Raw genomic sequence first — 19,111 nt, forward strand, 5'->3', positions numbered from 1 at the left:
AGGGTTTCCCGTCTCCCCCTGAGGGCAGGGATGTCGCGGTCCGCGACGATTCGGGTCGTGGCAATGAGACAAGGGAAACAAGCATGGCTCAGGGCAGCGTCAAGTGGTTCAACGCGGAGAAGGGGTTCGGGTTCATCGAGCAGGACGGCGGCGGCCCTGACGTGTTCGTGCACTACTCGGAGGTCCAGGGCAGCGGCTACCGCAGCCTGGACGAGGGCCAGCGCGTCGAGTTCGACATCGGCCAGGGCACGAAGGGCCCGCAGGCGCAGCAGGTCAGGGCGCTCTAGTGCGGTGACCGCGCAGGCCCGTCGGGCGGGTTCCCGGCGCCCACCCGACGGCCGCGCACCCGACGGCCGCCCGTGCGGCGGCCGTCACCCCTCGGCGGCGGCCCTGCGGATCTGCGGCTCGAACTCCCGCCGTACGTAGACATCGAACGGCTCGGACAGCGCGCCGTCGATGACGTGCCGTACCCGGTGTTCCGCCGCGAACGCCTTGATCGCCGCGCGCGAGTCGGGTCCCACGCCCCCGCCGATGACCAGTACGCCGAACTCCTCGGTCGCCAGGAGTTTCAGGGCCTCCTCGTCGGTGCTCACCCCCTCCGCGTCGAAGCCGTCCGCGTGCAGCGTGGCGAGTACAGCGGTCACCCTGGCGGGCGTCCTTCCGAGCACCAGTGTCCTCATGGTCGTTTCCTCTCCGGCGGGTCGGTAGCGGCACGGTCCAACGTAGTAACTCAACCGGACTTGAGGTCAAGCTCGGCGCCCGCTCCGCGCACACGGTGGCGATGTGCAGCCCCTGGCGCTTTCCGCCGGCCGGGGCCGAAGAAGGTGCGCCGGCCGATCCCTGCCGCGGCGGCGATGTCATCGAGGGTCGTGTCGCCGAGGCCACGCCGGGCGAGGAGTTCGAAGCCCAGCTGTTCGAGCGCGGCCCGTGACGTGACCCGCGGCCGTCCCGTGCGGGCCTGCCCCACTCCCTCGCAGACCGCCGCGTTGCCCCGAGGCGGCTCCCTCCGCGATCCCTCCGTCCGGCCCGTGCGCCGCCCGCGAGGAGCGGCCCGGCGGCCCGTGCGCCGCCCACCTCGTCCTCGCGTCGCACGGACCACGCGCGGAACCTGACCGCCGCCTGGCCCGGGGTGCGCGTCCCCGAGACGTACCAACCCCTCACCGGCACGGTGCGCGAGCGGGTGGTCACCGCCGTGCGGGATCCCGGCACCCGCACCGACGCGCGCTGGACGGTCACCCCCTGGTTCTACGGCACGCTGCTCGGCCTCGCCCTGCCGCTGCGGCCGGTGGGCCTGGTCGCCGACGGCCTGTGGTGCGGGCTGCTGCGCCGTGAGGCGGGGCTCTTAGGTCAACTCCCTTGGCGAAGTCAAGTGTTGACATGTCCGGAGCGCGTGACTGATGATCACAGCTACGTCACGGAGCCCCTTCGGAAACTCCCCACAGCTGACGCCTCAGCGTGCGCGTCCGCACCACGCGTCTCCCCCCTCCCATCGGTCCTCCCTCACCCGCCGATATCCACGCGTCCCCCACTTCACCCCTCACTCCCCCTGCCCTTCGCCCTCCTCCTTCTCGTTGCGCGGGCACTGGAGCGCCGCCTTCGTTCGCCGCGCCCCGCCACGTCCATGCCTCTTTGTTCCGTTTGTTCCGTCCCCGGTCCCGTCCCCTCGACAGGAAGGCCAGGCCTTGCCGGTGCCGAACACTCCCCGCCCCGTCCCCACGGCCCCGGCTCCCCGGGTCCGGCCCGCGTCCTTCGCCCAGCAGCGGCTGTGGTTCCTCGCCCAACTGCCGGGCGGGAACACCGCGTACAACGAGACCCTCGCCTTCCTTCTCACCGGACCGCTCGACCAGGACATCCTGGCCGCCGCCTTCGACGCCCTGACCGACCGGCACGAGTCACTGCGGACCCGGCTGGTGGCCGAGGCGGGCGGGGTGTGTCAGCACATCGACCCGGCGGGCTCGGGCAGCGCCCTCGACGTCGAGGATCTCAGCGCCGCCGCCGACCCGGAGGCCTGGGTCGCGTGGTGCCAGCGGGAGGAGGCGGAGCGGGAGTTCGACCTGGCGGCCGGTCCACTCTGGCACGGTCGGCTGCTCGTCCTCGACGGCGAGCGGCACGTGCTGCTGCTGACGTTCCATCACAGCATCTACGACGGCGCGTCGATGAACGTGATGATGCGGGAACTCGGGCTCGTGTACCGCGCGTTGGCGGCAGGAATCCCGGCCGCGCTGCCGGAGTTGCGGCTGCAGTACGCGGACCACGCCCAGGCGCAGCGCGAGTCCGTGCTCGGCGGCGCTCTGGCGGCCCAGGAGGCCTACTGGAAGGGCGCGTTGGCCGACGCCCCGGCGATGCTGGAACTGCCGTTGTCGAGGCCGCGCCCGGCGGAGCAGCGCTACGACGGCGGCCGGGTCGGGTTCGAGCTCGACGCGGACGTCACGGCCGACCTGCGCGCCCTGGCCCGGCAGCAGGGAGCGACCTTGTTCGTCGCGGTGCTGACGGGCTGGGCCGTCCTGTTGTCCCGGCTGTCCGGGCAACAGGACATCGTTGTCGGCAGTCCGGTCGCGGGCCGCCGGGGGCCGGGGGCCGCCGGGCTCATCGGCTTCCTCGTCAACTCGCTCCCGCTGCGCGTGGACCTGTCCGGTTCGCCGACCGCGGCCGAGGCCCTGGCCCGGACCCGGTCGGTGGTCCGCGACGCCCTGGCCCACCAGGACCTGCCGTTCGAGCGGATCGTCGAGGTGGTGAACCCGCCCCGCAGCGCCGCGCACACCCCGCTGTTCCAGACCATGCTGGCCTGGGTCCCGGACCGGCACGGGCTGCTGGAGCTGCCCGGCGTCGAGACCATACCCCTGCCGATCGCGCACGCCCCGGCCAAGTTCGACCTCGCCCTGTCGGCGACCGAGTCGCAGGGCCGCGTCACCGGGCACCTCGATCACGCGACCGCGCTGCTGGACACCGCGACCGCCGAACGCTGGGCCGGACACCTCCGGCATCTGCTCACCGACATGGCCCGGCACCCGCACCGCACCGTCGACACGCTGGAGTTGATGGACCCGCGCGAGCGCCGGGCGTTGATCGCGGCAGGCGACGCCACGGCGGCACGGGACGACACCGACGACGCCGGGGCGGCCCGACACGACACCGACGACACCGACGACATCACGGCGGCACGGAGCGAGACCGGCGCCCCGTCCGACGCGACCGCGACCGCGTTGCGCACGGCCTCCGGTCTCGCCGCACTCTTCGAGGAGCGGGTCCGCGCGCACCCCACCGCCACCGCCGTCACCGACCGCGAGCACGCGCTGGACTACGCGACGCTGGACCGGCGCGCCAACCGGCTCGCGCACGCCCTCGTCGCCCGTGCCGTCCGGCCGGGTGACGTCGTCGGACTGCACCTGCGTCGCACCGTCGACCTGGCCGTCGGCATCCTCGGCGTCCTCAAGGCGGGTGCCGCCTGGCTGCCGCTCGACCCCGGGCAGCCCGGGGAGCGTCTCGCCGGCATGGTCGAGGACGCCGTGTGCCCCGTGGTCCTCACCGACCACCGCGGTACGGACCGCCCGCGGGACTGGCTCGACCTGCGCACGGTCGAGGCCGAGGCCGGGCCCGGCGGAGACTCCGAGGCCGACGGGACGGCCTGGGAGCGGCCGCCGGCCGGGATCACCCGGGCCCCGGACCAGCTTGCGTACGTGATCTTCACGTCCGGTTCCACGGGGCGGCCCAAGGGCGTCGCCGTCGAGCATCGCAGCGTCCTCAACCTCTTCTCGGCCTGGCACGACCGGATGGGCACCGCGCCCGGTGAGGCGGGCTCGGCCTGGTCCAGCATCGGCTTCGACGCCTCGGTCCACGAACTCCTGCTTCCCCTCACCACCGGCGGTACGGTGCACATCGTCCCCGAGGAGGTGCGCGGCGACCCTGAGGCCTTGTTCGCCTGGCTGCGCGAGCACGAGATCGTCCAGGCGTTCCTGCCGCCCGCCTACGTCAAATGGGTCGACGAGGACCCGGACGCACGGCTGCGCGGCCTGCGCCTGCGCACGCTGCTGACCGGGGTGGAGCCGCTGACGGAGGCCGCGCTGCACCGGATGACGGAGCGGCTGCCCGGCCTGCGGATCTGCTTCGGCTACGGCCCCACCGAGGCGACCCTCTACAGCACCGCGCACCACGACCCCCGTCCGCTGGACCGCCCGTGCCCCATCGGCCGCCCGCTGCCCGGTACCCGCTGCTACGTCCTGGACGCCCGGATGCAGCCGGTCCCGCCCGGCGTCGTCGGGGAGATCCATCTCGGCGGGGCGGCCCTCGCCCGCGGCTATCTGGGGCGCCCGGACCTCACCGAGGAACGCTTCCTGCCGGATCCGTTCGTGCCCGGCGCCCGCGTCTACCGCACCGGCGACCTCGCCCGCTGGGGTGACGACGGGCTGCTCCACTACGTGGGGCGCGCGGACGACCAGGTGAAGCTCCGCGGGTTCCGCATCGAACCGGCCGAGATCGAAGCGGCGCTGACGCGGCAGCCGGGTGTCCGCGAGGCCGTCGTCCTCGCCGATCGGGGCCCGGCGGGCCGGCCCCGGCTGGTGGCCGCCGTCGGCCGGGGCGCCGCCGCGGCGCGCACCAGCGCCGACTGGCGTGCCGCCCTCGCCCGCGTCCTGCCGGACTACATGGTCCCCGCCGTCGTCCTCGACCTGGCGGCCCTGCCGCTGACCCGCGGCGGGAAACTCGACCGTGCCGCCGTGCTGCGCCAGGTCCACGAGGAGACGTCCGACCAGGTCAACACCGCGAGCCCGCGTGATCACGTCGAGCACGCCCTGTACCGCATATGGCAGCGCGTCCTGCTCCACCCCTCGATCGGCGTGGGCGACAACTTCTTCGACATCGGGGGCACGTCGCTGTCCGCCATCAAGATGGCCCACGAGGTCACCGAGGTTTTCGGTCGCCGGCTGCCGGTCGCCGAGGTCATGGTGCGGCCGACGATCGAGGCGCTGGCCGCGCTGCTGCGCGAGGACGGCGCGCATCGCGCACCGGGCAGCCTGATCGAGTTCCGCCGGGGCAGCGGCCCACGGGTGGTCTGCGTGCACCCGGCGGGCGGCACCGCCTTCTGCTATCTCCCCCTCGCCGCCCATCTGCCCGCGCACGCCGGCCTGTACGGCATCCAGTCACCCGGCGTGAACCCGGGAGAGGACATGCTGCCCAGCGTGACGGCCATGGCCGAGGCGTACCTGCGCCTGATCGAACCGCTCGGGGCGGGGCCGCTCGTGCTGACCGGGCTCTCCTACGGCGGGCTGGTCGCACACGAGATGGGGCGCCTGCTCGGCCGGGCCGGGCGCGACGACGTGAGCGTGGTCCTCCTCGACACGCAGGCGACCGACGACAGCGCGGGCCGTGCGGCGATCACCGCCGTCGACGCGGCCGAGTTCCGCGACAAACTCGTGCGGTTCAACGGAATGTACCCGGGCATCGACGACGCCCAGGTGGACCGCTACTTCCGGATCTACAACCACAACCGGCTCACCGCCCGCGAGCACGTCCCGGCGCCCTCCCCGGCGCGGCTGGTCCTCGCCGAGGCCGTGCCGGGCGGCGTCGACACCCCCTTCCACGCCGAGGTCCGCGCCTTCTGGCGGCGGCGCGCGCAGGGCGAGTTCCGCGTGGAGACGATGGCCTGCGACCACTGGGAGATCCTGGAGGGCGCCGAGACCGCCCGGGTCGCCGCGCTGCTCGCCGCCGAACTCGCCCATCACGAGCTGCAGTCGAGGCGCGCGGTGCACTCCGTCGCCGTACCGGCGGGAGAAGCGCGATGACCGACCGCACCGCACCCCCCGTACCGGCGGCAGCCGGGTCGCCCGAGACGGAAGCACCCGCACAGGAACTGCCCGCGTGCGAAACACCCGAGACCGAAGTGCCCAAGTCCGAAGTGCGTGGGACCAAAGTGCTCAAGACCGAACTGCCCGAGACCGACGTGCCCGCGACCGACGTGCCCGAGACGGAACTGCCCGAGGTCGGGCTCGCCGCGGCCGTCCTGGACCAGGCGCGCCGCACTCCCTCCGCCGTCGCCGTCGAGGACGGAGACCGGCTGCTCGACTACGCCGAACTCGACCTGCTCAGCGCCCGGGTGGCCGCGAGGCTGCGCGAACGGGGCGTGGGCGCCGGGCAGTCCGTCGCGGTCTGCCTGCCCCGCTCCTGGCAGCTGGTGTGCGTCATGCTCGGCATCCGCCGCGCCGGTGCCACCGTCGTCCCCCTGGACCGGCTCAGCCCGCCCGACCGGCAGCGCCACATCCTCGACGACTCCGGTGCCGTCGCGGTCGTCCACGACGGCACGGCCGAGCACGCCCACGGGATCGACGCCGGCCTGCTCCTCGGCCCCACCGCGGCACCGCTGGACGTCAGGGCGGCCGCGCTGACCGGTGACGGCGACGGGACCGGCTTCCTCTTCTACACCTCCGGCAGCACCGGCCGCCCCAAGGGCGTGGAGGTCACCGACGCGGGTGTGCTGCGGCTCGCCCGGCCAGGCTGGCTCGACCCGCGGCCCGGCGCCCGCTTCGCCTGCCTGTCCAACCCGGCCTTCGACGCGCTGAGTTTCGAGGTCTGGGTCCCCCTGCTCACCGGCGGCGTCTGCGTCGTCCTGGACGACTCCGAGGTGCACAGCCCGCACCGGCTGGCCGCCGCGCTGCGTGAACGCCGCGTCGACACCGTGTTCATCACGGTGGCCCTCTTCAACACGGTCGTCGAGAAGGTCCCCGGCTGCTTCGCCGACGCGGGCCAGGTCCTCGTCGGCGGCGAACGGCTCGACGCGCGCGCGATCCGTTCCTGGTACGACGCCAATCCAGACGCCGGCACCGTCCTGCACAACGTGTACGGGCCGACGGAGGCCACGACGTTCGCCCTGTGCCACCCGATCCCCCGCGACGTCGACGGCGACTCGTCGATCCCGGTCGGCACCGCCCTGCCGGGGACCGGCCTGCTGCTGCGCACCCCGGACGGGCGTGTCGCCGAGGACGGCGAGGTGGCCGAACTCCTTCTCTCCGGACCGGCGTTGGCGCGCGGCTACCGCAACCTGCCGGAGCTCACCGAGCGTTGTTTCGTCCACCTCGCGGACGGGGACGGCACCCCGCGTCGCTGGTACCGGACCGGTGACCTGGTGCGCCGGGACGCCGAGGGGCGCGTGCACTTCGTGGGACGCGCCGACCGGCAGGTCAAGGTGCGCGGCTTCCGTGTCGAGCCGGGCGAGGTGGAACAGCGGATCCTGGCCCTGCCCGCCGTGCGCCACGCCCATGTCTGCACCCGGCGCGACTCCGCGGACCGGCACGAACTGCTGGCGTTCCTCGTCCTCGGCGACGACGGCCTCTCCTTCGCCGACTACGAACGCCACCTCACCACCGCCCTGCCGCCGTACATGCGCCCCCACCGCACCCACCTCGTCCCGGAACTCCCGCTGACCGCCAACGGCAAGGTCGACCAGGCCGCGCTGGTGCGCGAGGCGGCCGCACCGTGGCGCGGGACCCGCGCGGACGCGGTGGCCGTCAGCGCGGCACAGCGCCCTGTCCTGGAGATCGCCGAGGACATCCTCGGGATGGGCGGTCTGCGTCCCGACGACCGCTGGATCCCCAGCGGGGGCGACTCCCTGAAGGCGCTGCGCCTCCGCTTCGAGATCCAGGAGCGGTACGGCGTCGACATCCCCCAGGACCTGGTGCTGCGGGCGGACTTCGCCGCTCTGGCGGACGCCGTGCGCACCGCTCCGGCCGACGACCGGCCGCCCGTGCCCACCGCCTCGGACAGCGCGGACGGCGCGGACGGAACAGACAGCGGGGACGGCGCGGACGCCCCCGCCACCAGTGAGCAGGAACGCCTCTGGCTCCTGCACCGGCGCGACCCCGACGACCGCTCCTACGAGGTGCCGCTCGCCTTCCGTGTCCAGGGAACCGTGGACCCGCGGGCGCTGCGCCGCGCGCTGCGCACGCTGGTGGAGCGGCACCCCGCCCTGCGGACCCGGCTGGTCCCGGCCCCGGACGGCCTGCGGCAGCGCACCGAGGCGCCCTACGACCCCTGGACGCCGCTCGCCGCCCGCGAGGGAGAGCCCTGGCAGGAGACCGCCGGCCGCTTCTTCGCCCACCGCTTCGACCTCACCGAGCCCCACATGCTGCGGGCCGCCTGGGCGGACCACGCCGACGGCGGGCTGCTGCTTCTGCATCTGCACCACGTGGCCGTGGACGGCTGGTCGCTCAACCTCCTCTTCCGCGACCTCACCGCCGCCTACGCGGACGGCCCGGGACCCCAAGCCCCGGGATCGGCCCAGGCACCGGCACCGGCACCGAGCCCGGTCGACCTCGCCCGCTGGCAGCGGGACTGGCGGGCGACCGCCGGCTACGAGCGCCTGCGCACCCGGCTGCGCGACCACTACGCGCACGCGCCGGAGCCGTCACCGGCGCTGCCCGCTCCCCCTCCCGGATCAGGATCCCGGGCGGGGCTGCTGCGCACCTCACTCGACCCGGCCCGCCGTGCCGCACTGGACCGGCGCGCCGCGGAACTGGGACTGACCAGGTTCCAGCTGCTCGTGTCGGCGTTCGCCGCGTCCGTGTACGGCGTGACCGGGCAGGCCCGGCCGCTGGTCGCCGCTCCGGTGGCGAACCGGCCGCGCCCTGAGTTCGCCGAGAGCGTCGGCATGTTCGCGAACACCGTCCTCCTGGACCTCGCCCTCTCGCCCGACGACTCCCTGCGCACCCACCTCGGCGCGCACGCCGACACCGTGCGCCGGGTGCTGGAAGGGCAGGAGGTCCTCCTCGCCGACGTGCTGACCGAGCCGGCGTTCCGCGAGCGCTCACCGCTCTTCGACTACCTGTTCGTCCTGGAGAACACGGAGTTCTCGGCGCTGCGGCCGGCGGGCTGTGCGGTCGAGCCGCTGTGGCCCGAGCCCGCGGGTGCCAAGTGCGCGCTGACGTTGTCGGTGGTGGAGGAGGAGTCGGGGCTCGGCTGCCTGTGGGAGTACCGGGACGACTTCGGCGCCGTACGCGCGCAGACCGCGGCCCTGCTGTTCCGGCGGGCCCTGGAGCGGCTGACCGGCGGCGATGACACGACCCTGCGGGAACTGCTCGCCCCGCACCGCTCGTCGGGGACCGCCCACGGCCGCCCCGTGGCACCGGACTTCACGACGGTCGCTGAGGGCTTCGCCCGCCAGGTGGCCCGCACTCCGGACGCCCCGGCCGTGACCCTCGGCCGCACCACCCTCACGTACGCCGAACTCGACGCCCAGGCGAACGAGTTGGCGTCACTACTCAGTGTGCCGGAGGATCCCGCCGCCCCGGCGTCCGTGGCTCTCTACCTGCAGCCGTCCGTCGAGCACGTCGTCGCCCTCCTCGCGGCGGCCCGCCGGAATCTGACCGTCGTCCCGCTCGACCCCGCCTACCCGGCGGCCCTGCTGCGCCATGTGCTGGCCCAGGCGGCCCCGTTGTGCGTACTGACCGGCGCACAGGACCTCGACGTCCTGGCCACGATCACCCCGCCGGATCTGCCGCGGCACGTCGTCACCCTCACCCGCACGCCCACCGCGCCGCCGGTGCCGTACCGGCACCAAGGGCTGCGGCCCCTCTACACGCTGTTCACCTCGGGCTCCACCGGCACCCCCAAGGGCGTCAAGGTTCCCGACCGGACGCTGTGCTCGCTGCTCACCTGGCAGCGGTCCACCGGAGGACTCGAACGGCCCGCCGTCACCCAGCAGTTCTCCATGCTGTCGTTCGACGTCTCCTTCCAGGAGATCCTCACCACGCTCTGCTCCGGCGGCGAGCTGCGTCTGGTGCGGCCGGCCTGGCGGCAGGACATGCCCACGCTGCTCGACGAGTTGGAGACCGGCGGGGCGGAACGGATCTTCCTGCCGTACGTGGCCCTGCAACTGCTCGCCGAACACGGCGTGCGCGCCGGGGTGTTCCCGTCCCGGCTGCGGGATGTCGTCACCGCGGGCGAGCAGTTGGTGTGCACGGACGCGATCAGGCGCTGGTTCGCGGGACTCCCGGAGGGCGCCCGCCTGTTCAACCACTACGGGCCGACCGAGACCCATGTGGTGAGCGCCCTGTGCCTGGACGGCGACCCGGCCGCCTGGCCGGCGCGCCCCGCCGTCGGCCGCCCGGTGGCGGGGGCCGTGCTGCGGGTGGTCGACGACGGCGGTCTGCCCGTCCCGACGGGGGTCACGGGCGACCTCCTCATCGGCGGGCCCATGGTGACCCGCTGCTACCTCGGCGACCCGGCCGCCCACCGCGACCGGTTCGTCGACGACCCCGAGCTGGGCACCCTCTACCGCAGCGGGGACCGCGCCCGCTTCGACGAGGACGGCCTGCTGCACTACGCGGGCCGCGACGACGGGCAGGTCAAGCTCGGCGGCCACCGCCTGGAGCTGGGCCAGGTCGAGGCCGCGCTGCTGGACTGTCCCGGGGTGGTCAACGCGGTCGCGGGCGTGCTGGACGCCCGGCTGGTCGCCGTCCTGCAGTGCCGGGGCGCGGACCCCGACCCGGCGGACCTGACCCGGCGGCTGGCACGGCTGCTGCCCGCCTATGTCCGGGTCGCCGCCTTCCGCAGGGTGACGGAGCTGCCGCGCACGCCCAGCGGCAAACTGGACCGGCGGGCGGCGCTCACCGCTGCGGGCCGTGAACTCCGGCCGGGCGAGGACACTTCCATGGGCACGGACGCGGACGCCGGGCTGTCGCCGCTGGAGCTGCGGCTGACCGAGCTGTTCCGGGCGGCGACCGGGCGGACGGTAGGCGTGGACGAGCGGTTCCTGGACGCCGGGGCCACCAGCCTGGACCTGATGCGCTTCCAGCTCAGATGCGCCGGGGAGGGCGATCTCCCCTTCTCCGTGCCGGACTTGTTCGAGCACGTCACCCTGCGCGCGCTGGCCCGGCTGGTGTCGGACGACGGCGCCGGCCGCGGCACGCCGGCGCGGCGGCCGGAGACGTCCGGCGGCGCCCGGCGGACGGCGGACGAGCCCGTCGCCGTCGTCGGCATGGCCGTCCGGCTGCCGGGCGCGCCCGACCTGGCCGCGTTCTGGGACCTGGTCGTCTCCGGACGGCGGGGCATCGAGCACTTCGCCGCGGACGACGGCCGGGTCGGCGCCCGCAGCCAGCTGGCGGGACCGCTCGGGTTCGACCCGGGCCGGTTCAGGATCAGCCCGCACGAGGCCCGCCTGATGGACCCCCAGCAACGCCAGCTGCTGATGAACTGCGCCGAGGCCCTGGCGCACGCCGGAATCGGCGACCCGGCGCGGCTGCGGGTCGGGCTGGTCGCCTCCTGCGGCGAGAACACCTACTTCCAGCGCATGCTCCGCGACGGCGACCCGGCCCTGCTGCCGGACTCCTTCCGGCTCGCCCTGCACCACGAGAAGGACTTCCTCGCCACCAAGGCCGCCTACCATCTCGGGCTCACCGGACCGGCGTTCACCCTCCAGTCCGCCTGCTCCAGCTCGCTCGCCGGGGTGCACGTCGCCGCCGGGATGCTGCGGCAGGGCGACGCCGACGTGATGCTCGTCGGCGGGGTCCTCGTCGACACCGGGCTGACTGACGGCTACACCTACCGGCCGCAGCACATCTTCTCCCCCGACGGGCACTGCCGGCCCTTCAGCGCGGACGCCGAGGGCACCGTCGGGGCGAGCGGCACCGGCGTGGTCGTCCTCAAGCCGCTGGCCGCGGCGCGCCGGGACGGCGACCCGGTGTATGCGGTCGTCACCGGTTCGGGCCTCAACAACGACGGCTCGGGCAAGCTCGGTTACAGCGCCCCGTCACTGCCCGGGCAGCGGGCCGCGATCCGCGCGGCACTGGCCCGCAGCGGCCGCGCCGGCGGCGACGTCGGGTACGTGGAGGCGCACGGCACCGGTACCCGGCTCGGCGACCCGGTCGAGGCGGCCGCGCTGCGGCAGGCGTACGGGCTGGCGGCGGACGCGCGGACGGCGCTGTCCTCCGTCAAGAGCCAGATCGGGCATCTGGGCGCGGCGGCCGGCGTGGTAGGTCTGGTCCGGGCGGTGCTCGCCGTGCACCACGGGGTCGTGCCGCCGACGGCCGACTTCGACCGGCTCAACCCGGAGATCGCCGACGGCCCGTTCCGGATCCCGGTCGCCGCCGAGCCCTGGCCGGCGGGCCGGCGCAGGGTGGCCGGGGTGAGCAGTTTCGGCATCGGCGGTACCAACGCCCATGTGCTGCTGGAACAGCCGGATCCGGAGCCCGACCCGGACCCGGGCCCGGCCCCGGCGGAGCCGCTGCCGTGCCTGGTGCTGTCCGGTGCCTCGCAGGCCGCGGTCCGCGCGGACGGGCGCCGTATCGCCGACTACCTCGCGGCGCGGCCCGACGCGTACCCGCAGGTGCTGCGGCACCTCCAGGCCGGGCGGCCCGCCCTGGCCCACCGCGCCGCGGCCGTCTGCCCGGACGCCGCCTCGGCCGTGGCCTGGCTGCGGTCCCTGCCGACGGTCACCGCGCCCCCGCCCCGGGACGCGCGACCGGTCGAGGAACTCGACCCGCACGCCGTCGCCGAGGCGTGGACGGCCGGCCGCACCGTGGCCTGGCCGGCGGGCCCGGCCGCCGCGCCCTGGGACTTCCCGCCGCCCGCCTTCGACACGGCCGAGTACGACTACCCACGCGCCGCCGCACCCCGTCCCGCCGAGAACGGCTCCCCCCGCGCCCTGGGGACCCCGTCTCCGGCCGAGTCCGACGCGTCGAACGCCCCCGCGCACCACTCACCCGGCACCACCGACAACGACTCACCACACATCCTGGCGACTCCAAGCCCGGCCGAGTCCGACGCGTCGAACGCCCCCGCGCACGACTCGCCACGCACGACCGAGAACGACTTGCCACATGCCCTGCGTACTCCACGCCCGGCCGAGTCCGGTTCACCACGCGTCTCCACGCACACCTCACCCAGCCCCGCCGACGACCGGTCCGGGACATCCCGGCTGCCTGCCGCGCAGTGGCTGCACCAGTCGCTGTGGACGCGCGCCCGGCGGGCCCGCACCGGAGCCCCTGCGTCCGGCCGTACCGCCGTCGTGGTGATCGGCCCCGGCCGGGACGGCGAGAGCTGGCGGTTCCTGGAACGCCACTACGGCCGCGTGGTGACCGTACGGGCCGGGCAGGGGCTGACCCGGCTCGGCGACGACCGCTACGAGGCCGACGTCACCGACGCCGTGCAGCTCGCCGCCCTGCTCGACCGCCTCACCGGCGCGGACGAACCGGCCGTCGACTGGCTGCACGCACTGCCGCTCGCCCTCGACGGCAGCCCGACCGCGTCGGCGCTGGAGACGGCCGAGTGGGCCTGTCTCGACACAGTCGCCGCCCTCGCCCTGGCCCTCGCCGGCCGCCCGGAGCCACGGCGGCCGCGGGTCTGGCTGCTGTCCCAGCGCGCCCAGCCGGTCACCGGAAGCGTGCACACCCCCGCGGCGGCACTGCTCGCCGCGGCCCTCGAAGTCCCCCGGCAGGAACTGGGCGTCACCCTGCGCTGGACGGACCTGCCGGGCCCGCACCCGGCCGACTGGGCCGCCCACCTGCCCGACCTGCTCCTCGACGGCACCGTCACCGACCCGGCGACGGCCCTGCGGGACGGCTTCTGGTGGCGTCGCACCAGCGTGCCGGTACCCGTCGGCGAGGCGCCCCGGCGCGCCGCGGCACCGGGCACCCATCTGGTCCTCGGCGGTACCGGCGGCATCGGCATCACGCTGGCCGCGAGCCTCCTCGGGCACCCCGGCAACCGGGTCGTCCTGGTCGGCCGAAGCGCCGAAGTACCTGCCGGACTGCGGGCGTTCGGCGACCGGGTCACGCTGGTGACGGCCGATCTCGCGGCCGAGGACCCCGCGGCCGTGGCGGACCGGCTGAGCCCGCTGCTCGACGGCCTGGCCGGCATCGTGCACGCGGCCGGTGCCGCCGCGGGCGGGCTCCTGGCCCGGCGCGAGCCGGCCGCCGCCCGCCAGGTCACGGCGGCCAAGCTCCGCGGCGCCCTGCTGGTCGAACTGCTCGTCGCCGAGCACGCCCCCGACCACGTCCTGTACTGCTCCTCGATGGCGGCCCGGTTCGGCGGAGTCGGCCAGTTCGACTACGCGGCCGCCAACGCCTGCCTCGACGCCTACGCCCATCACAGCGCGCCCGGCGGCGACGCCACCGTCCGCACCAGTGTCGGCTGGGACGCGTGGCGGGACGTCGGCATGGCACAGCGGCACGCCGACCGGGCGGACGCCCGGCACCGGGACCACCTGGCCGTGGCGCTGACCCCGCAGGAGGGTACGGCCGTCTTCGAGCGGGCCCTCCACCTCCAGCTGCCGTACCTCATGGTGAGCACCACGGACCTGACGGCCGCGCGGGCCTTCTACGAGCCGGCCGCCGCCACCGGAGGCGCCGTCGCACCGCTCCTTGCACCGGCCCGCGCACCGGCGCACGCCGAGCCGGAGCAGGGGCCCCCGCCCGTGCCGGGTGACCCCGGTGGGGAGGTCACCGGAATCCTCCTGGCCCTCCTCGGCCTGGACACCGTCGACCCGCAGGCGGCCCTGTACGACCTGGGCGCCGACTCGCTGACCCTGCTGGAACTCCTCGACGAGATCAAGCGCAGGCACGGCACCGACATCGAACTGTCCCGGCTCAGCCACCGGGTGAGCCTCGCGGAGATCCTCGGCCACCTCGGCGGCGCGGCGCGCCCGTCCGGCTCGGTGGAGGTCGAGGTGTGGCAGCGCGGCCCGGGGCCGGACGTGCTGTGCCTCGTGCATCCGGTGGGCGGTGACGTCCAGGCCTACCGGCCGCTGGTGTCCGCTCTCCCCGACGACCTCACCGTCTGTCTGATCGCCGACCCCGCCCTGCACGACCCCGGGCTGCCGGACCGCTCCATCGAGGAGCGTGCCGCGCACTATCTTGCCGCCCTGCGGCGGGAGTTCCCGGCGGCCGGGCACCGACTGACCCTTGCCGGGTGGTCGTTCGGGGCGTGGACCGCGTTGTCGATGGCCGCGCTCGCCGAGGCCGAGGGCCGGCCGGTGACCGCCCTGCGGCTGCTGGACCCGCCGCCGCCCGGGGCCGGACAGCGCCTCGCCGGCTACGACGAGGAACGGATCCAGGCGGTGTTCGCACGGGAGTTGAGCGGAAACGGAGCCGGGCGGCCGGCGGATCGGGGGCACGGCGCCACAGGTCCCGGCGCGGACCCGGGCGACGGTCTCTCGGAGTCCGGCCGCGGCTACGCCGAGCGGCTCGCACGCTGCTGCCGCGCCAACCTGGCGGCCATGGCCGGGCACCGGCTGCCGCGGCTGCGCCGGACGCCGACCACCGTGTGGCTGGCGGCCCGCGCCGTGGCCGAGGCCACGCTCGCGCCCGAACCGACCGCCCCCGGCGCCTGGGACGCCCATCTGCCGGCGTCGTACCGGCTGCACCAGGTAGCCGCCGACCACTACCAGATCGTCGCCGAGCCGCAGGTCCGGGAGATCGCCGCCGCCCTCACCGAGCCTGTGTCCCCGACCGACGCCCGGCCGCAGCCCGCCGGACGGAGCTGAGGAGTTCATCCGTGGAGCATCCGTACACCCGCCTGCCCGCGCGTTCGTTCTGGCGGACCGCGGTCGCCGAGCCCGACGCCGCGGACATCGACGGCCTGTGGACGCCGAAGTTCGCGATCGGCCAGGACGACCCCGTCGTCACCGCCGGGTCCTGCTTCGCCGCGCACATCGGCCGGGCCCTCCTCGCGGAGGGCATGCACTGGTACGACGCCGAACTGCCGCCCCCGGGCCTGACGCCCGCCGAGCAGGCGGCGCGCGGATACCGCCGGTTCTCCTTCCGGACCGGCAACGTCTACACGGCCGCCGCGCTGCGCCAGTGGATGGCCTGGGCGCTGGAGGAGGAGAAGCCGCCGGAGGAGGTGTGGGAGGAGGGCGGGGCCTTTCACGACCCCTACCGGCCGACCGTGGAACCGGACGGCCACCACTCGCCGGAGGACGTGCTGCGGGCCCGCGCGGTCACCCTGGCCGCGATCCGCACCGCCCTCGCCGCGGCCGACGTCCTGGTGTTCACCCTCGGCCTGACCGAGGCCTGGCACGACACCCGTACCGGCACCGTCCTGCCGGTGTGCCCCGGCACCGTGCGCGGCAGCTACGACCCCGGCCGGCACGTCCTGCACAACCACACGGTGGACCGGGTGCACCGCGACCTCACGGAGGTGCTGGCCCTGGCGCGCGGCGTCAACTCCCGGCTGCGCACGGTCCTCACGGTCTCCCCGGTCCCCCTGACGGCGACCGCCACCGGCCGGCACGCGCTGGTCGCCACCACCCACTCCAAGTCGGTGCTGCGCGCGGCGGCCGGCCAGCTCGCCGACGCGCGGGACGACGTCGACTACTTCCCGTCGTACGAGATCGTCACCGGCTTCCCGTACCGGGCGGCGTTCTACGGCCCGAACCTGCGCACGGTCACCCCCGACGGAGTGGCCTTCGTGATGCGGCACTTCTTCCGCGCCCTGCGGCCCGGGGCCGACGCGGCTCCGCCCGCGCCCGCGCCTTCCACCCCCGTCACCGGCGGAGAGGACCACTGGTGTGACGACGCCGTACTCGACTACCACGCCCCCCGTTCCGGCCCGGTTCCTCCTGCTCGGTGACTCCCACGCCGGCTGCGTCGGACGCGCCGCGCAGCAGGCGGGGCTGCCCTTCGTGGGCGGGCCGGTCGGCTCGGGGCGGGACTTCCTCGGACCGTTCCTCGCCGAGGGCGACGCCGACCTGGCCTTCCAGGACGCTCAAGTGGCGCGGCTGGTGCGGGAGTTCCTGGACGCGCTAGGCGTGACCGGGTTCGCGGGGCTCGGGGTGCCGCTGGTCTGCACGTTCGGGCTGAGCGCGCACACGGTGGCCACCCGGCAGAACTGGGACGTCCACCGCGACCGGGACGGCACCGTGCCCGAACGGTTCCTGCGCAGCGGCCTGTTCGGCGACCTGGTCCGGGCGAGCGTGCGCGGCGCGCTCGCCTTCTACGACCGTACGGCCGCCCTCGGAGTGCGGGTGCTGGCCCTCCTGCCCCCGCAGCGGGTCCCCGGCATGTCCGATCCCGGCGTCTTCTTCGCCGCCCAGGACGTCATCGCCGCCGAACTCACCCAACGGGGTGTGGAGTTGCTCGACCTGCGGGCCCGCGTCAGCGACGGTGCGGGACACCAGCGGCCGGTCTTCTGCCAGGCCGACGACACGATCCACGGCAACCTCGCCTTCGGCCGGCTGGTGGTCGCCGAACTCCTCGACCGCGGGCTCTGAGTCCGCTCCCCTCCCGCGTACCCCCGTCCCCTTTCCCGTCCGCCCTGTCCCAAGGAGGTCCTCATGGAGGACTACGCACTGCGCGCCGTAGCCGAGCTCAGCACCCGCCCCACCGAGCCCTACGAGACCCTCTCCGTCGCCCCGATCACCCCGGTGCTGGGCGCGGAGGTCACCGGCATCGACCTGTCCCGGGAGCTGACACCGCGGCAGGAGAAGGAGCTGAAGCACGCCTTCCACACCCATCACGTGCTGGTCTTCCGCGACCAGGACCTGACCCCCGAGGACCACAAGCGGTTCGCGGGCGTCTTCGGCGAGCTGCACCCCGTCGCCCTCGCCGCCGAGGGATCCGACCCGTACATCCTGGAGATCAAGGCGGACAAGGACTCGACGGCCGTCGCCGGCAACGGCTGGCACTCCGACGGCACCGCGGACGCCGAGCCCTCCCTCGGCTCCATGCTGTACATCACCACGGTCCCGGAGGGCGGCAGCGGCGGCGACACGCTGTTCGCCAACATGCACCTCGCCTACGAGCTGCTCTCCCCCGCCCTGCGCGGCTTCCTCGACGGTCTGACCGCCCTGCACGACGGCGCCAAGCCCTGGACGGACGCCGGGCTGACCCCGCCGCCCGAGTACGACGTGCCGCGCACCGAGCAGCCGGTCGTCGTCCGCCACCCGGAGACCGGCCGCAGGCTGCTGTTCGTCAACGCCCCCTACACCTCGCACATCACCCAGCTGTCCCGCGCCGAGAGCGACGCCCTGCTGGCGATGCTGTACGCGCACGTCGCCCGCACCCCGCTGCTGCACTGCCGGGTCCGCTGGCAGGAGCGCACGCTGGTGTTCTGGGACAACCGCAGCGTGCAGCACCACGCGGTGTGGGACTACTTCCCGCACACCAGGGAAGGCCGCCGCGTGGCGATCGACGGCACAGCTCTGCACGGCTGACCGGCCGGAGGGGAAGCGCACATGGCCACGACCACGGCCGCCCCGGCGGCCTTCCTCGCCGCGCTGCGGACCCGGGCCGCCGAGCCGCCGGTGGCCGGCGTGCCCGCCTGGCTGTGGCGGCTCGTCACCGCCGTCCACGGGGAACTGCCGCCGCCCGCCGTGGACGCCTGGGCGGCCCGGCTGCACGCCCTGCTCGGCACGGCGCCGCTGCCGGCCGGGCTGCGGAGCGTGCACGTCTGGCAGGCGGAGACCGTGCTGCCGCTGCTGGCGGGGACGGCGGACACGGCGGCGGCGGCCGCCCTGCACCGCGCGGCGGCCCGGGGCACGCCGGCCGGCCGGGACACCTGGCGGTCGGCGCTCGGTCCGCTCCTGCTGCGGCTGTACGACGCCGCCTACGACCGGGCCGGCGCCTACGCGGAAGGCCACGCGGGTGCCCGCGACTACGCCTTGGCCAACGGGTACTCCGCGGCCGAGGCGGACGCGTACGGCCACGAGTACGCGCGGCTGAGCACCGAGGCGAACGCGCGTGCGTGCGCCGAGGCCCACGCACAGGCCCTGGGCGGGGCCCTCGCGGCGGCGTACGCGGCCGACGATCCGCTCGCCTACGCCGCCACCTTCCCCGAGGCACAGCTGAGGGCCGCCCTGCGCGCCACGGCCGCGGCGGCGGGTGAGGCCGACGGGTGCCGGCTGCTGGCCGACGGCCTGCTGAGGGCGCTCACGGCTTGAGGGGACGGCTCGCCCACGGCCACGCTGCCGCCCGGGTCGGCGCCGCCGTCCCGCCCGCCGGCGGCGCCCTGTCCGTGCTCCGGGCCCTCGCCTCTCCGCACGGGTGCTCGGCGGCCGTGGTCCTCGCTTTCCTCGCGGGCGCCGTCGGGGTGGCGGCGCCCGCCAGGCGGCGGACCGGGGCGGGTGCGTGCGGTGCGCCGCCGTGCGTGGGTCCGGCACGCCCCAGCAGACTGAAGGGGGCGCCTTCCC

At 75.0% G+C, this 19,111-nt stretch carries 9 protein-coding genes; 7 read left to right on the forward strand and 2 right to left on the reverse strand.

Translation table 11 applies throughout. The features are described 5' to 3' along the window. Window positions 1–83 precede the first annotated feature (83 nt). Entirely contained in the window at window positions 84–287 is a 204-nt protein-coding gene (locus tag AB0M11_RS14820) for a cold-shock protein (RefSeq protein ID WP_294009986.1), read from the forward strand. Between the two features lie 84 nt (window positions 288–371). On the opposite strand, the gene AB0M11_RS14825 is transcribed toward AB0M11_RS14820, so the two are convergent. Both AB0M11_RS14825 and AB0M11_RS14830 read right to left on the reverse strand, forming a co-directional pair. Next, entirely contained in the window at window positions 372–680 is a 309-nt protein-coding gene (locus AB0M11_RS14825) for a hypothetical protein (protein ID WP_365705196.1), read from the reverse strand. A gap of 50 nt (window positions 681–730) precedes the next feature. After that, window positions 731–1,099 (reverse strand): TetR family transcriptional regulator, encoded by a 369-nt coding sequence (locus tag AB0M11_RS14830; RefSeq protein ID WP_365705198.1) that lies wholly within the window; start codon window positions 1,097–1,099, stop codon window positions 731–733. Window positions 1,100–1,688: 589 nt separating this feature from the next. Here AB0M11_RS14830 and AB0M11_RS14835 point away from each other — a divergent pair. From AB0M11_RS14835 to AB0M11_RS14860, 6 genes are all read left to right on the forward strand, one after another. Next, complete coding sequence (locus AB0M11_RS14835; protein WP_365705200.1) at window positions 1,689–5,777, forward strand: amino acid adenylation domain-containing protein; 4,089 nt, start codon at window positions 1,689–1,691, stop codon at window positions 5,775–5,777. Next, window positions 5,774–15,466, forward strand: coding sequence for an amino acid adenylation domain-containing protein (locus tag AB0M11_RS14840; RefSeq protein WP_365705202.1), 9,693 nt, complete (start codon window positions 5,774–5,776; stop codon window positions 15,464–15,466). Before AB0M11_RS14835 ends, AB0M11_RS14840 begins: the two co-directional genes overlap by 4 nt. Before the next feature lie 11 nt (window positions 15,467–15,477). Then, window positions 15,478–16,554, forward strand: coding sequence for a GSCFA domain-containing protein (locus AB0M11_RS14845; RefSeq protein WP_365705204.1), 1,077 nt, complete (start codon window positions 15,478–15,480; stop codon window positions 16,552–16,554). Next, complete coding sequence (locus AB0M11_RS14850) at window positions 16,493–17,194, forward strand: hypothetical protein (RefSeq protein WP_365705206.1); 702 nt, start codon at window positions 16,493–16,495, stop codon at window positions 17,192–17,194. The genes AB0M11_RS14845 and AB0M11_RS14850 overlap by 62 nt, the downstream gene beginning before the upstream one ends. 63 nt (window positions 17,195–17,257) lie before the next feature. Then, on the forward strand, window positions 17,258–18,136 hold the full coding sequence (locus AB0M11_RS14855) for a TauD/TfdA family dioxygenase (RefSeq protein WP_365705208.1): 879 nt from the start codon (window positions 17,258–17,260) through the stop codon (window positions 18,134–18,136). A gap of 21 nt (window positions 18,137–18,157) precedes the next feature. Further along, on the forward strand, window positions 18,158–18,862 hold the full coding sequence (locus tag AB0M11_RS14860; protein ID WP_365705210.1) for a hypothetical protein: 705 nt from the start codon (window positions 18,158–18,160) through the stop codon (window positions 18,860–18,862). Window positions 18,863–19,111 lie beyond the last annotated feature (249 nt).

This window comes from Streptomyces sp. NPDC051987, assembly GCF_040680735.1.
Lineage (GTDB): Bacteria > Actinomycetota > Actinomycetes > Streptomycetales > Streptomycetaceae > Streptomyces.